Source organism: Bartonella phoceensis (assembly GCF_902825145.1).
GTDB classification, from domain to species: Bacteria; Pseudomonadota; Alphaproteobacteria; order Rhizobiales; family Rhizobiaceae; genus Bartonella; species Bartonella phoceensis.
On the sequence record NZ_CADEAD010000001.1, the window covers coordinates 78933 to 93552 of the forward strand.

A 14620-nucleotide genomic window follows, 5' to 3' on the forward strand; every position below is an offset into this window, starting at 1 on the left:
TTAAAAATTAATCCTTATCATTTTTACGGCAACTCAGTATAGGGATCTTTTATGGAAAGCTTTTGAAGGATTTCTCTTTCAAGTTTTTCCATCTGGTGAGCTTCTCCATCTGTTTCATGATTATAGCCAAGAAGGTGAAGAACACCATGAACAATCATATGTGTCAAATGATCTTGAAATAATTTTCCCTCTCTCTTTGCTTCAAATAGAACAGTTTCTCGTGCAATAACAATATCACCGAGCATGAGTTCAGGGTCCTGTCCGATTTTAAGTGGAAAAGCAGGAAAGGACAATACATTGGTGGGCTTATTTTTACCACGCCATTGCGCATTGATCTGTGCCATATGTTCATCATCGGTAAAAAGTAGGCTGATTTCGCTTACAATATTTTCTAATGAAAGATGGTGCATTGTTGTTGTTAATACTTTTTCAGTGATATTATAAAGCGTTTTCTCATCATCCCACCCAGAGCTCCCAATAGTTATATCAATAGTAATCATGACAGATTGAACTCATTTTTTTGATACAGTGTTTGAAGATGGGATATCTTTAATCTGTATGCCAAAATCTTGATCATAAGCGTGGACGATAGCGGTAACAAGAGGGTGGCGCACAACATCTTTTTCATCAAAACGAATGATTGCAATATTTTCTACATGGGAGAGAATACGTATTGCTTCGCTTAAACCTGATTTTTGTCCAGTAGGTAAATCGATTTGGCTTACATCACCGGTGACGATCATGCGTGTTCCTTCCCCAAGACGGGTGAGGAACATTTTCATTTGCATGGGGGTAGTATTTTGTGCTTCATCCAGAATAACAGCCGCATGGGCAAGTGTCCGCCCACGCATGAAAGCAAGAGGAGCAATTTCTATGACACCAGAAGCGAAAATGCGCTCTACTTTTTCAACGGGGATCATATCATAAAGGGCATCATAAAGTGGGCGTAAATACGGGTCGACTTTTTCTTTAAGATCACCTGGAAGAAAGCCAAGATGTTCTCCAGCTTCAACGGCAGGACGTGAGAGGATAATTCGCTCAATGATGCCACGTTCTAAAAGCATTGTAGCATGAGCAACAGCAAGATATGTTTTTCCTGTTCCTGCTGGTCCTACACCAAAAACAAGTTCATTATGATCCATTGCTCGTATATAAGCATCTTGTGTTGGGGTTCGGGCATGGATTGTTTTTTTATAAGTACTTAATCGTGCAGGGGTACGTTTTTTTACAGGTTGGGTTGTTGTTGGAGATTCTTGCTGTTCCTGTAGCAAATCTGTCATAGCAATCGCTCCTTCTGTGTCTGATAAAGTGAGCTCTTGATGTGTTTTGGCGCGTTCATAAAGCTGTTGTAATACATACTGTGCGCGTTTTATAGCAACAACATTTCCTTGAATTAAAACTTCATTACCACGTAGATGAATGCTAAGACCGAGTTTTCGTTCAATATAAGTAAGGTTTTCATCAAGTTTACCAAACACCGTTTTTGCGTATTTATTATTTTCAAAAATTAAAACAACACCGTTAGTATCCGATGCGTTTGCTTTTCCCAAGATACCAGTATTTTCAGGATAAGCATTTATTTTCTCTTTAACGCGCTTTATTTTTTCGGTTGAAGATTTCAACCTATTCTCCCATACTTAGATTAAGTGTTGCATACTTTCTTTGATAAACTTTATAAAAAGCAATATATTTTTTATAAAGTGTAGGCTTTAGATGTAATCATTTTCTTCAAAAATAAAAGGGTCTTCTCAAATCTTTGTTATAAACAAGGCATGAATAATATATTTATACATTTGCCATTTCACCAACAAAACTGTTTGAACTTACATTCTTAATATGAATTGCTAACACGGTGCCCGTAGAGGCTTCTGTGTCTACGACAACAGGTAAAAGCCAAGGTGAACGACCTACCATTTGTCCCGAGTGACGTCCAGCCTTTTCGATAAGAACATCTGTTGTTTGACCAATCTTAGAACGCAAAAACGCGTTTTGCTGCTCAAGAAGAAGAACTTGTAAATGTTGGAGCCGGGCATCTTTTATAGTTTCATCAACATGATTCTTCATTGTTGCACTAACGGTTCCAGGGCGAGGTGAATACTTGAAAGAGTAGGCTGAACTATATTGCACTTGTTTGACAAGTTTAATAGTTTCTTCAAAGTCTTCATCTGTTTCTCCTGGAAATCCTACAATAAAGTCGCCTGAAAAAGCAATATCAGGTCGTGCGTTGCGAATTTTTTCGATAAGCTGAAGATAGTGGATGCTTTTGTGCTGGCGGTTCATTGCTTTTAAAATGCGATCTGATCCTGATTGAACAGGCAGATGTAGGTAGGGCATTAAGATATCAAGATCCCGGTGTGCGGCAATAAGGCTCTCATCCATGTCTCGCGGGTGGCTTGTTGTGTAACGTAGACGCTTTAAACCATCCAATTTGGCAAGATGATAGAGAAGATCGCCAAGACGCCAAGCTTTACCATTTGCACTTTCTCCATGCCAACCATTTACATTTTGTCCAAGCAGTGTAATTTCTTTGACGCCAGCTTCAATGAGTTGACGTGCTTCTTCGGTAATTTGCTCAACAGATCGCGATATTTCGGCACCACGTGTGTAAGGAACGACACAAAAAGTACAAAATTTATCACAACCTTCTTGCACTGTTAAAAACGCACTAACACCTCTTTTTCTGACAGCACGTTTATTATGTGGCGGTAAATGAGCAAATTTATCTTCAACAGCATAGTCTGTTTCGATAATTTTTTTTCCCTGCTTAGCCTTTTCTAATAAATCTGGTAAGCGGTGATACATTTGCGGACCAATGACGAGATCCACTGTTGGAGCACGGCGTAAGATTTCACTTCCCTCAGCTTGTGCAACACAACCAGTCACACCGACCATTAAGGGTTTGTCAGGTGCACGTTCTTGACGCATGATCCGCAAGCGACCAAGATCAGAATAAAGTTTTTCTGCTGCTTTTTCACGAATATGGCAGGTATTAACAAGAATAAGGTCGGCGTCATCTGGTGTTTGTGTTGTAACATAACCTTGTGAACTGAGACTATCACTCATTCGTTGGCTATCATAAACATTCATTTGACACCCATAGGTTTTGATAAAAACCTTTTTAGGAGTAACAGGAGGCTTATTTTTAGGATTTACTTTATTCATAGTACATGTCTAAATGTTTTTAACATAAATCTCAATCTGTTTGCTTAAAAGTTTTTTGCATAATAATTGCGTCTCCTCGTCTATTTTTTGCTTGGTAGTAGGCAAGGCGTTTAGAAATTTTTTGAAATGCAAAACGTTGATAAAGATTCAAAGCAGAAAGATTTGCTTCTTCTACCTCGAGGAAGAGTTTTACAGCGCGTTCATGATGCAGATGACGAAGTGTACTGTCAAGAAGTAAGGTACCAATTCCTTGTCGACGGAAATGAGGATGAACAGCAATTGTGATAATCTCTGCTTCATCAAGAACGAGGCGGCAGAGACAAAAGCCTAAAATTTGCTCAGGTCGACCAATAAGAGAGGCTTTGTATCCGAAGATAGAGTGATCTATTAAGAAATGATCAAAAGCTTGCTTTCCCCAAGCAGGAATAAAACAATGCTGATGAATTTTTTGGAGGGAAACACTATCATCAGCTTGTAATGGTGCAATCCAAAAATGCTTTTTTTTCAGTGAAAATCTAGACATACTTTTTTCGTGGTAGAGCAAAACCGGTTTGTTGTTTTGCGTCAGCATTGCGTAAATAGAGTGGACGAGGCGGATCTTGTGGTTTTTTGTTTGCAGCAACATAGGCATAGCTTACAATATCAGCGGCTTCATAGAGGGTTTGCTCTCGTATGATTTTTTTATTTACTTTATTATCTTTCATGTGCAGTGCAATAGTATCAGCTGCTGAACCAATTAATGTTGTTTGTTGCGGTAAATCTTCGATGACATTTTCAATTGTTTTTAATCCCGGTTCTCCTAAAGGTGTGAGATCTGCATTGAAGTTCTGATGATAGAACATGTCTCTTCCAGCTTCGATGACAACGGTGATTGTTGATACAGCATTTTTATTGGTGATTGTCTGTGCAGCTAATGCTTCAAGGGCACTTACTCCAACAGCTGGTATTTCGAGCGCTAATGCTAAAGCGCGCGCTGTTGAAACCCCCACACGTACACCGGTGAATGATCCTGGTCCAATGTTGACAGCGATACGATCAACTTGGTTAAGGGTAATATTAGTTTGCTCAATTATTTGTACAATGGACCCAATAAGTTTTTCAGCATGCCCTGTGCGCATGCACTCATTGATACGTGCAACAACGGATTTATGACGAGTGAGTGCAACGGCGCAATAAATTGAGGCAGTATCTATAGCAAGGACAAGCATAAAAATATTTTAGTTGAATAATACAATAAACAAAAAGACTGCTGTGTTTTTTGTTTTTTCTATTTCGTTATTACATTTACAATATTTTAAGAAGGCTCTTCGTGTCAATAAGCAACAATATCTTTTTTATTGAATGTGATGGATATTGATTTGATTCTTATTCTACTCTGTTATCATAATGTAGTTCGTAAAAGCAATTTGAAGGGGAGAAAACTTAAAGTCACATTTGTTATTTTTTAATAAGAGCATATTCTGTAATGCAAAAACTTTCTTTTAATTAGAGCAGATAAAATAAAAAAACAACATTGTTTTTTAAGAATGGTATGTTTTTGTAATCATATTATTCAGGTGCGAGCAATCGTATATTGAAAAATAGGATAATGAGCAGTTTAATAGCTTGTTACGAGCATCAAAATTTATTCGATTTTTGTATACAATGATAAGAAGATTTTTGGAATTTTACCTGATTGTATGAACGAGCTGCTTCAATATCGGCAAGTCTTTGTGTTGAATCTATACTGCGTTGAAAAAACAAAAATATTGGAGAACGTATATTTCAAAATGTTATATGGCTTAAATCATTTAATTGGATCATGATCAAGCTACAAATACCAAGGATCATTATGGAAAAGATTGAAGCCAAAATGACGCACCATCCTGCTTTTTTTAATGCGCTGATATCAACGCTTAAACCTAATGCTGCCATTGAAATGACAGTAAATAACTGAGCAATAAATTTGATGGGAGTAAGAGTTGTCTCAGGAATAAGGCTACTTGAGCGGGCAAGCATCATAATAATAAAACCAATGATAAACCATGGGATGAGGGTGTGTATACGAAAGCGTGTTTGTGAAGATTGACGATAAATGATTGAGAGGATAAAAATAATAGGGCCTAACATTAAAACCCGTACCAATTTGATAATTGTTGCAATTTGAACACTCGTAAAAGAAACAGATGCTGTTGCTGCTAAAACTTGCGGTACAGCATAGACGACCATGCCAGCAAATGCACCATATTGGCCAAATGATAAATTTAAAAGTGGATGTAAAAAGGGTAGAAGCAGGATTATAAGGACCCCTAAAAGAGCGGTAAAAGCAATTGATATGGCGACATCTTCATTTTTCGCATTGATAACAGGTGCGGTTGCAACAATAGCGGAATTGCCACAAATGGCATTACCACAAGCGACCAGCACTGCTAAGTTTGTAGAAAGCCCCAAAAGTCGTCCAAGAAAAAAGCTCATAAGAAGCGTTATGAATATAACGAATACAATGCTAGCAAGCAAACTCCAACCGGCTGAAAAAACCGCCTGTATGCTAATGCTTGCTCCCAAAAGAACAATAGCAATTTCAAGAAGTGTTTTCGCACAAAAAGTGATACCTTTTTGAAAATATGTTGGCAGAGTAAAACAACTACGGAGAATGGATCCTAAGAGGATTGCTAAAACAAGGCTTTCAAGCCAGGTTTCTGCAAAAAGCTGTTTTTCTATGATTTCTAAACCATAGGCTGAAGCGGATATGAAAAGGCATACTAGAATGCCCGGAGCAGAATCTTTTAGACCAAAGATATGCAGAAAAGAGAATTTTTTCGTGAGCATTTTAATATTTCCCCTATAAAAAATAATAGTATCTCAAAAGAGATAACATCTAAAAAAAGTTCTAAAGATTGGTTCTTGCTTGTAAGGCTGCTGCTAAGGTGCCCTCATCAAGATAATCGAGTTCACCTCCTACAGGCACTCCATGAGCAAGGCGGGTAACTTTAACTGAAAAATTGGAAAGTTGATCAGTGATGTAGTGCGCTGTTGTTTGTCCTTCGACAGTAGCATTGACAGCGAGAATAACCTCTGTAATTGCGTTTTGTATAACGCGCTGTATTAAGGGGGCGATGTTGAGTTCGTCAGGACCTATGCCATCTAAGGGAGAAAGCCGCCCGCCTAATACATGATAACGTGCTGCCAAAGTTTTTGCACGTTCAAGCGCCCACAGATCAGCAATATCCTCAACAACAATAATTGTTGTATTATCGCGACGTGGATCTGTACAAATCGAACAAGGATCAATTGTATCTACATTTCCACAAACGGAACAAACGCAGACTTTGTCTACAGCTACTTGTATTGCTGCCCCTAAAGGCTCCAACAATGTCTCCTTTTTTTTTATAAGGTGAAGTGCAGCACGACGCGCTGAGCGCGGACCAAGACCAGGTATCCGTGCTAAAAGCTGAATAAGACGTTCAATTTCAGGTCCTGCAACGCATTTAGACATATTCTTATCACATGGGATTAAATAAAATCTGGTTCATGAAAGTGGAAGTTTAAAACTTGATGGCAGGGATATTCCTGCTGCTATACCTTTAGTTTTTTCTTCTATAGCGACTTCAAGTTTTGCTCTGGCGTCATTATAGGCTGCCATAATCAAGTCTTCAAGCATTTCGGCTTCTTCAGGTGTGAGCAATGAAGGATCAATTTGCATTGCTGTCATAATATTTCGGCCATTTAAGGTGATGTTGACAAGACCACCACCTGCAGTACCAATTGCTTGAAGTTTTGCTATTTCCTCTTGAATTTGCTGCATTTTTTCTTGCATTTCTCGGGCTTTTTTCATCATATTACGCATAGGGGTAGGTATCCTTATTCATCATTAATATCACTTTCATTTTTACAAATATCAGAATTTTTAAAGCTATTAGGAGGTAAATCAAGATCGTTCTCTTGTTTATTCAGGCGGATATCGACAATTTTTGCTTCTGGGAAATGGTTGAGTATTTTCGCGATATCAGGATCTGCTTGTGCATGAGCAAAAAGAGTCCTTTGGGCAGCAACACTCTCTTCTTGTAAGGTTGTTCCTCCTCCTTCATTGACAAAGGTTATAGCCCAACGTTTTTTAGTCCATTGAAAAAGCATTTTTTCTATATCACGAGCAAGTGAACGCGGAGCATCTTCAGAAAGTCTCAAGGTAATATGTCCCGGTTTAAAAGAAATAGGATGAACAAATTCTTTAACAAGAAGTTTGAAAGGAATCTCATTATACTGTTCAGCTAATTTAACAATATCATGCAAGGAATTGATAACGACGGTTTGCGGTTCAGCAATTTCTTCTGCTATTTTCGTGGAGGAATGTGGTAAATTTGGAGTGTTTTCAGAAAACTCAACAGGCTTTGAAGTTTCAAGAGTTTCTATTATTTCAGGGGTGTTATGACTTTCGAAAGTTTGAATTTTTACTGAATCTTCTGATTTTAAGGCATATTCTAATTGGTTGTCCAAGGGAGCTTTTAAGTCTGTTTGACTGGTTGGTGTGTTTGAAATATTCAAGGAAGAATGGGTATATACAGCGTTTTCTTTTGTCGTATTATTTTTTATGGATTCTGGATGAGAAGAAGTTGGAATGATTGTGAGAGATGTTTTTTCTTGAGTAAGATTTTTTAAAGCTTCATCAAGAGTTGGCAGATCGGCCGTGTGAGCAAGACGAATGAGTAACATTTCGGCAGCTTGAAGTGGATGTGAGGCTTGATTAACTTCTTGTAAGCCTTTGAGTAACATTTGCCAGTTTCGAGATAACACAGGGATGGAAAGCTTTTTTGAAAAATCCAAGCTTCTTAAACGTTCATCTTCAGTAAGTGAGAGATCTTCAGCTACTTCTGGAGTAAAACGCAGACGTGTAACTAGATGATTGAAATCGGCCAACTCTGTCAATATAGTGAGAGGATCAGCGCCTGCATTATATTGGCTGCGTAATTCATGCAATGCATTTACAACGTTGCCTTTCATGATGAATTCAAAGAGATCGATAATACGCGCTTTATCAGCTAATCCTAACATCACGCGCACTGCAACAGCACTGACATTACCATGGCTATGAGTAATCGCTTGATCAAAGATGGACAATGCATCACGTACAGAGCCTTCCGCAGCGCGGGCAATCATGGAAAGCGCTTGATCTTCCACTTCCACGTTTTCACGTTTTGCGATTTGACGTAAATGCGAAATCAAAACTGCTGATTCAATACGCCGTAAATCAAAGCGCTGGCAACGTGAAAGAATAGTGATAGGAACTTTGCGAATTTCAGTCGTTGCAAAAATAAATTTTACATGGGCTGGTGGTTCCTCAAGCGTTTTCAATAGTCCATTAAATGCTTGCGTTGAGAGCATATGCACTTCATCAATAATATAAACTTTATAACGTGCGGAAACAGGACGGTAACGTATTTGTTCAATAATTTCACGAATATCATCAATACCGGTATGCGAGGCCGCATCCATTTCTATAACATCGATATGGCGTCCTTCAATAATTTGTGTGCAATGTTCACCAAGCGTATTCAATACAGTCGTTGGTTGGTCAACATTCTTTGTTTTGTAATTGAGTGCACGCGCTAAAATACGCGCTGTTGTGGTTTTACCCACTCCACGAATTCCTGTTAGCATCCACGCTTGTGCAATACGACCTGTTTCAAAGGCATTCGTGAGAGTACGTACCATTGCCTCTTGACCAATCAGGTCAGAGAAATTTTGAGGTCGATATTTGCGCGCAAGAACACGATAGGTCGTTTCTATCGGCATATTTTCCATCAATGATTCCAACTTTGAAACTCTTTATACGTACATTTTGGTAACATGAAAGTACAGATTAATACTGAAGTCTAATATAAAAGTATTTTCTTTCAATCAATTTATTTTTGAAAAAATAAGACAAACTTGCCTAAAGACAGCCAACCCTCTTTACTCTCTACATGAATACTGCTCTAAAAGCGAAGGATTATTTACTAAAAAACGGCAAAAATACGATATCTTCAGTAAAACAGGAGGCTGGTACGATGACCCGTACCAGAACTCGTTGGGGCTGCTTCTTTCCAGACCTGACCCGGTTGGCGAGCAGTGCGTCCACCACCAACCTCCCGCATTCATATTGTCGATTTAAAATAAAAAATCAAGCTAAGAAACAAAAAAATATAGCACGGATAACGAAGAATTTTTCTCTTGCACTTCATTCTTGTACTGTAGACGACAAGAGAGGAAGGAGATTGACCAATTTTCATTGAAGGTGCCACCAGATTGATTTGGTATGAATAAAATAGTTGTTTTATTCGACATGAAGGAGGTGCACATTGACTAAGGTTTATTGAGAGATTTTTGGATAGGCACATTTATCTTTCTTTGAATCTTTTCAATGAATTATGAAAATTTTACGTCAGAAAAAAAGTATATGAAGTATACAAGTAATTCAATTTGCTGAACTTGGTAATTTTAAGAGAAAGTAATATTGTACAATAGTACACGCAGTCTGTATGATGGTGCTTTAAATGGTTGATGAATTCTTAAACAGCGAGCGAAAAAGTAAAATGAGTTTCTCTTATACTCAGTTTAAATGACTATAGATTAAAATGCAGTGCACTTAGGCGTTTCAGCATGGCTAAAAGAACAAAATAGGATTTCTCCTATATGTTACGAGATCTGTTATTTGACATCGTTGCTCTATGGAGTGGCAAGATGTAAGAACGTGTACAGGTTCAAGGCAGGATTTTTATCTCTTTGCTTATATATGATATAATTTGTGGGAATTTTTAGATCATCTCACTGCACAGATGGATACGAGCATCTTATTAAAAAAGTTGCTTTGATAATGAAAATACAAACAGTTTAATTGTCTACAGAAATTTCTCATATTTAGTTTTTGAACAATTTGATTTTTCCATACAAGTATAAGAGCTCAAAGCAAAAAAAAATCAGGCATTAATAATTCATCATATCCGATTTTGAAAAGAGCTTTATCTCAGCAATTGCACAATTCTATGCAAACTTAAATGCTGTCGGAAATATTATGAATCGTAATCTCCTGTATCACAATCTATACCGATGAGTTTTTCTTAGTAATATTTTTAAAAATATAATTCCCTGATGAAGGGAATCTTATATCGAGAGATTTTATACCTTTAAGTGTAAAGATCTTCCATTTTTTATCATGTGTTATTTTTTTCTCATCGTCAGCAACAATTTTTAATTTGTCTAAGTCAGAGGGGGAAAGAGTATGATAAGGTAAAGGATATCTTCTTGGGTTTAAATACTTTGCAAGAATATTCAACACCTTGATGTATTGTATCAAATGTACCAATTGTAACATTTTCACCCGGCGCAAAATTTCACCTTTTCTCACCAAATCCAGAAAATGCAACACTTAAAGTAAGTGAGAATACTAGTGGCTAATAATCCTTGGTGAAGATTTTTTTCATTACTTTTCCCTTTTTATCCTAAAATACGGATAAGCATAAATTAGTTTCCGTAAATATGAAAGATCAAATTTAATTTAAAAAACAGGGGACAACTGTATTTTGCAGCTTTAAAAATTCATTTTAAATATTTCTTGAATTCAAGATGATTAAAGCATTACTGTTTGATGTATTCTGAGAGTAGTTTAAATTATTTTATACTATAAATCGGAATATTTATAATCATCCCTTCACAGTAAATTACCATAAAAGATTATATATTTTTAACTTGTATGAGAGAAATGAGTATAGCCAAAGAAAATTATGTTTTGGTACTTGTGTTGTTGTTTATCTTTTCTGAATGCAGATCCTTTGATTATGGAATTTCTGGAAGAATATTATAAGGATAATTTAAGTATTCCATTTACAGGTGTTCTTGCTCATTTTTTCTTCAGTATCATTATAAAGCTATGTTAGCAAAAAAAGAAGCTGGCTTTTCCAAAGCGCTCTACATCATAGGATTTTCAAGATATCCTTTGATATCTACAAAAAATGATATAATTGAAGTGTCCTTCATACATGTGGTGTTCGATCATTTTTAGCAGGATAAATACCGATAATGCGCAATTCAGCAGAAAAGAAAGATAATTCTTCCAAAGCAAGTTTCATCATGGAATCTTCAGGATGTCCCTCGATATCGACAAAAAATTGTGTTGCATTAAAATTTCCACCAATTTGGTAGCTTTCTAATTTTGTCATGTTTATGCCGTTTGTAGCAAATCCTCCCAGAGCTTTGTAAAGAGCAGCTGGTACATTGCGTACGCGAAAAAGAAGGCTTGTGATAATTTTTTCGCCGTTTTTGGGTTTTGGCACATGTTGTTTAGAACGCGAAAGAATGACAAAACGGGTAATATTATGAGGACTATCTTCAACATTTTTTTCAAGAATATCAAGCCCATAGAGTTCAGCTGCGATCAGAGGAGCTAAGGCTGCTTGTGAACGCTTTGCATTTTTTTTAATAAATTTTGCAGCTCCAGCTGTATCAGCAGAAGTGACAGGTATCCAGCCATTTTTACGTATGATTTTACGGCATTGTGCCAGAGCGTGCGTATGGCTATGGACGGTTTTAATTTCATTATACCTAACACCGGGTAGAACCATGAGTTGAAAATGGATAGGCAAAAAATATTCACCAATAATATAAAGGGAAGATTGCGGTAAAAGATGATGAATATCTGCAACACGGCCCGCAAGAGTGTTTTCAATAGGAATCATGGCAAGATCAGCTTGCCCGCTTTCTACTAAGTTGAGAGCATCTTCAAAAGTAGTAGAGGGTACAGCATCCATATTGGGAAACATATTAGAACAGGCAATATGAGAATTTGCACCATATTCTCCTTGGAAAGAGATTTTATTGGTTTTTTTAAGTGTTTTCATACTAAAATTTTACGTACTCTTTCAAGATCACGTTGCGTATCAACGCTTAAGGGAATAGTGTCGATTATTTCTACATCAATACGCATATTATGTTCTAATGCGCGTAATTGTTCAAGCTTTTCACGTTGTTCGAGTGGAGAAGGTTTAAGTGCCACGAATTTCTCAAGTGCTTCGCGTCGATAGGCATATATTCCAATATGATGGAAAAAGAGACCATCCCCATAAGGTGCTGTTGCACGGGTAAAATAAAGAGCCCGAAGGCGATTTTGAGAAAGCGGTGTACCAATAATTTTGACAACATTAGGATCTATTTTCTCGCTTTCCTCAGTGATTTTAGCACCCAATGTTGCAATATCAGTGAAGCTATTTTCCAAAGGGCGTAAAGCACTGATGATTTCATGAGGCATTATTGTTGGTAGGTCACCTTGTACATTCAAAATAGCATTGTAGCGTTGTTTAGGATCAATACGCATTAAAGCTTCATGAATGCGATCAGATCCAGATTGATGATGATCAGATGTCATAATACATTCATGTCCGTAAGCTGTAACGGCTTTGGCAACATCATTATGATCTGTCGCAACGAGAGTACGTCCTATTGCAGCTTTTTTTGCTTGTTCAGCAACATGAACAATCATCGGTTTTCCAGAAATCTCAGCGAGCACTTTTTGAGGTAGGCGGGTTGAGCCCATACGGGCAGGAATAAGAATAATCGGTTCAAGTATCATTACAAAGTTCCAAATACCGTGTGTAGTGCATTTATAATGTTGTATATTATAAGGAAAAAGCTTAAACTGGAAATGTTAATGAAAAGATGAACGTTTAAGTTTTTATGAATCGCTCGACAATCGTCTATTTTATTTTTGCTTGTCTCTTTGTGCTGATTATTTTGGTAGGAATTTCCACACTCAGCGATATAATCTATGATCATTCTCCATCGGTTCAATATTCTCATACAGTTACAAAAAATGATATGTTCAAGGAAAAACGGAAGATATCTGATAATTCTTTGTCACTAAAAGATCGTCTTCAAAAAGGCAATCTTGAAAATGGACGCAAAATTTTTCACCAATGTGCTATATGCCATACCTCTGGACGCAACAAATCCAATCGTGTTGGTCCACCACTTTGGGACATAATGAATCGTCCTTTGGCGGCGGCACCAGGTTTTTCTTACTCACGGGTTTTGCGGGCAAATTCTGATAAAAAGTGGGATTTTGTTACTTTAGATCGTTATTTACAATCACCACGACAAGCGTTTCCAGGAACCATTATGTCTTTCCGCGGGATAAAAAATGATCAAGATCGTGCTGATCTGTTACTTTATTTACGCAGTTTATCGGATGATCCTATTCCGTTGTTAACGGATAATAAAAAAGAACAGTCGGATTAAAATATGCCAGGAAGGCTTATTAGGGGAGAAGAGGTATGTTTTGTTTTTATTTATAATTTTATTTTCAAAGTTTTATCAAAGAAGTTGTTGTGGACGTATCGTTTAAATTGCTTTAAATATGGCTATGCTGAAAGATAGCCATAAAGAATGGTAGATTATATTTTCAGAGTTTTTTTGAACACGCTTTATCGTATTTTATGAATAAAATCTTTTCTTGATATAGGTGTGTAGACACAGATCATCCGTCTTTTGCATCATTTACAAAAAATATCATTTGGATTATTTATTTAACAGTCATGATTGAAAAGTTATTAAAACATTTGCACATGAAGTACTTGTTATGCGCAAGGAAGAATACTTGACCATAGTTCTATTGATTGTGTTTTTTTTATCCTCAAAGTTTTTACAGGCAAAAATTGATGTCTGCTGCATTCGTACTGGAATCTGACCGTTTATAGGTAATGATATTAAATTGTGCTGCCAATCCATTATAAAGAAGAAGTTTCCCCACCAACGGTTCACCAATATTTGTAATCAGTTTAATGGCTTCCATTGCTTGTAGTGTTCCGATGACTCCGGGTAAAATACCGATGATTCCAGCTTCAGCACATGTTGGGAGAATGCCAGGGGCTGGTGGATTGGGGAAGAGGTCACGATAGTGAGGGTTATTATCTTTATAGGGCATGAGCACCGTCAATGAACCGTTAAAGCGTCCTACAGCGCCACTTATGAGAGGTTTTTTGCATTGTGCAGCGTGGTCAGCAAGCAGGTAACGTGTGGCAAAATTATCACTGCCATCAATAATGATATGGTAGACATTAAGGAGTTTATCCACATTACTTTTATCCAAACGTATATTATGCTCTTCAACTGTAATATGGGGATTTATTGCTTCTATGGAAGTTTTGGCGCTCTCTGTTTTGAATTGATGAATCGTGTTGGTTCTATGAATAACTTGGCGTTGTAAATTAGAAAGTGCAACGATATCGTCATCAACAATTCCAAGGGTACCAACACCTGCGGCAGCCAAATAGGTGAGAACAGGAGAACCAAGGCCACCTGCGCCAACAACAAGAACGCGTGCGGTTTTGAGCTTTTGTTGCCCCACTCCACCAATTTCAGGTAGAATAATGTGGCGTGCATAGCGTTGGATTTCTTCATGAGTTAATTTTGTATCTGCTTCTTGTTTCATGGGTTTTCTCTTGTCATAATCCTT

Annotated in this window: 13 protein-coding genes, 1 other RNA gene and 1 pseudogene; 1 reads left to right on the plus strand and 14 read right to left on the minus strand. The window is 37.3% G+C overall.

What is annotated here, in order from left to right; all coding sequences use genetic code 11:
* Positions 1 to 23 precede the first annotated feature (23 nt).
* The 13 genes and pseudogenes from ybeY to J7R07_RS00400 form a co-directional block, all read right to left on the minus strand.
* Complete coding sequence (gene ybeY / locus J7R07_RS00340; RefSeq protein ID WP_208434975.1) at positions 24 to 500, minus strand: rRNA maturation RNase YbeY; 477 nt, start codon at positions 498 to 500, stop codon at positions 24 to 26.
* Positions 501 to 512: 12 nt separating this feature from the next.
* Complete coding sequence (locus J7R07_RS00345) at positions 513 to 1622, minus strand: PhoH family protein (protein ID WP_208434976.1); 1110 nt, start codon at positions 1620 to 1622, stop codon at positions 513 to 515.
* Between the two features lie 163 nt (positions 1623 to 1785).
* Positions 1786 to 3162, minus strand: coding sequence for a tRNA (N6-isopentenyl adenosine(37)-C2)-methylthiotransferase MiaB (miaB, locus tag J7R07_RS00350; RefSeq protein ID WP_208434977.1), 1377 nt, complete (start codon positions 3160 to 3162; stop codon positions 1786 to 1788).
* 31 nt (positions 3163 to 3193) lie between these two features.
* A complete protein-coding gene (gene rimI / locus J7R07_RS00355) occupies positions 3194 to 3685 on the minus strand; it encodes a ribosomal protein S18-alanine N-acetyltransferase (protein ID WP_208434978.1) in 492 nt (163 codons plus the stop codon).
* Positions 3678 to 4370: a tRNA (adenosine(37)-N6)-threonylcarbamoyltransferase complex dimerization subunit type 1 TsaB gene (tsaB, locus tag J7R07_RS00360; protein WP_208434979.1), complete on the minus strand. Its 693-nt coding sequence runs from the start codon at positions 4368 to 4370 to the stop codon at positions 3678 to 3680. The genes rimI and tsaB overlap by 8 nt, the downstream gene beginning before the upstream one ends.
* 556 nt (positions 4371 to 4926) lie before the next feature.
* Positions 4927 to 5970, minus strand: coding sequence for a YeiH family protein (locus J7R07_RS00365; RefSeq protein WP_208434980.1), 1044 nt, complete (start codon positions 5968 to 5970; stop codon positions 4927 to 4929).
* Positions 5971 to 6031: 61 nt separating this feature from the next.
* A complete protein-coding gene (gene recR, locus J7R07_RS00370) occupies positions 6032 to 6637 on the minus strand; it encodes a recombination mediator RecR (protein ID WP_208434981.1) in 606 nt (201 codons plus the stop codon).
* Positions 6638 to 6670: 33 nt separating this feature from the next.
* Positions 6671 to 6988 carry a YbaB/EbfC family nucleoid-associated protein gene (locus J7R07_RS00375; protein ID WP_208434982.1) on the minus strand — a complete coding sequence of 106 codons (318 nt, stop codon included), beginning with the start codon at positions 6986 to 6988 and terminating at the stop codon, positions 6671 to 6673.
* Positions 6989 to 7002: 14 nt separating this feature from the next.
* Positions 7003 to 8940, minus strand: a complete 1938-nt coding sequence (locus J7R07_RS00380) for a DNA polymerase III subunit gamma/tau (protein ID WP_208434983.1) — start codon at positions 8938 to 8940, stop codon at positions 7003 to 7005.
* Positions 8941 to 9169: 229 nt separating this feature from the next.
* An RNA gene (ffs, locus tag J7R07_RS00385) (signal recognition particle sRNA small type) lies at positions 9170 to 9267 on the minus strand.
* A 920-nt stretch (positions 9268 to 10187) separates the two neighbouring features.
* Positions 10188 to 10598: pseudogene (locus J7R07_RS00390) on the minus strand (hypothetical protein).
* Positions 10599 to 11147: 549 nt separating this feature from the next.
* Positions 11148 to 12011 (minus strand): prephenate dehydratase, encoded by an 864-nt coding sequence (locus J7R07_RS00395; RefSeq protein WP_208434984.1) that lies wholly within the window; start codon positions 12009 to 12011, stop codon positions 11148 to 11150.
* A complete protein-coding gene (locus tag J7R07_RS00400; protein ID WP_208434985.1) occupies positions 12008 to 12739 on the minus strand; it encodes a 3-deoxy-manno-octulosonate cytidylyltransferase in 732 nt (243 codons plus the stop codon). The genes J7R07_RS00395 and J7R07_RS00400 overlap by 4 nt, the downstream gene beginning before the upstream one ends.
* Positions 12740 to 12843: 104 nt before the next feature.
* Between J7R07_RS00400 and J7R07_RS00405 the strand changes: the two genes are divergently transcribed.
* On the plus strand, positions 12844 to 13404 hold the full coding sequence (locus tag J7R07_RS00405; protein WP_208434986.1) for a c-type cytochrome: 561 nt from the start codon (positions 12844 to 12846) through the stop codon (positions 13402 to 13404).
* A 403-nt stretch (positions 13405 to 13807) separates the two neighbouring features.
* Here J7R07_RS00405 and J7R07_RS00410 read toward each other — a convergent pair whose 3' ends face one another.
* Positions 13808 to 14596, minus strand: coding sequence for a molybdopterin-synthase adenylyltransferase MoeB (locus J7R07_RS00410; RefSeq protein ID WP_208434987.1), 789 nt, complete (start codon positions 14594 to 14596; stop codon positions 13808 to 13810).
* Positions 14597 to 14620 lie beyond the last annotated feature (24 nt).

Excerpts from the sequence above, each read along its gene's own strand:
- ybeY (WP_208434975.1), bottom strand. The coding sequence starts at position 500 with ATGATTACTATTGATATAACTATTGGGAGCTCTGGGTGGGATGATGAG.
- miaB (WP_208434977.1), bottom strand. The coding sequence starts at position 3,162 with ATGAATAAAGTAAATCCTAAAAATAAGCCTCCTGTTACTCCTAAAAAG.
- rimI (WP_208434978.1), bottom strand. The coding sequence starts at position 3,685 with ATGTCTAGATTTTCACTGAAAAAAAAGCATTTTTGGATTGCACCATTA.
- tsaB (WP_208434979.1), bottom strand. The coding sequence starts at position 4,370 with ATGCTTGTCCTTGCTATAGATACTGCCTCAATTTATTGCGCCGTTGCA.
- J7R07_RS00365 (WP_208434980.1), bottom strand. The coding sequence starts at position 5,970 with ATGCTCACGAAAAAATTCTCTTTTCTGCATATCTTTGGTCTAAAAGAT.
- recR (WP_208434981.1), bottom strand. The coding sequence starts at position 6,637 with ATGTCTAAATGCGTTGCAGGACCTGAAATTGAACGTCTTATTCAGCTT.
- J7R07_RS00375 (WP_208434982.1), bottom strand. The coding sequence starts at position 6,988 with ATGCGTAATATGATGAAAAAAGCCCGAGAAATGCAAGAAAAAATGCAG.
- J7R07_RS00380 (WP_208434983.1), bottom strand. The coding sequence starts at position 8,940 with ATGGAAAATATGCCGATAGAAACGACCTATCGTGTTCTTGCGCGCAAA.
- J7R07_RS00395 (WP_208434984.1), bottom strand. The coding sequence starts at position 12,011 with ATGAAAACACTTAAAAAAACCAATAAAATCTCTTTCCAAGGAGAATAT.
- J7R07_RS00400 (WP_208434985.1), bottom strand. The coding sequence starts at position 12,739 with ATGATACTTGAACCGATTATTCTTATTCCTGCCCGTATGGGCTCAACC.
- J7R07_RS00405 (WP_208434986.1), top strand. The coding sequence starts at position 12,844 with ATGAATCGCTCGACAATCGTCTATTTTATTTTTGCTTGTCTCTTTGTG.
- J7R07_RS00410 (WP_208434987.1), bottom strand. The coding sequence starts at position 14,596 with ATGAAACAAGAAGCAGATACAAAATTAACTCATGAAGAAATCCAACGC.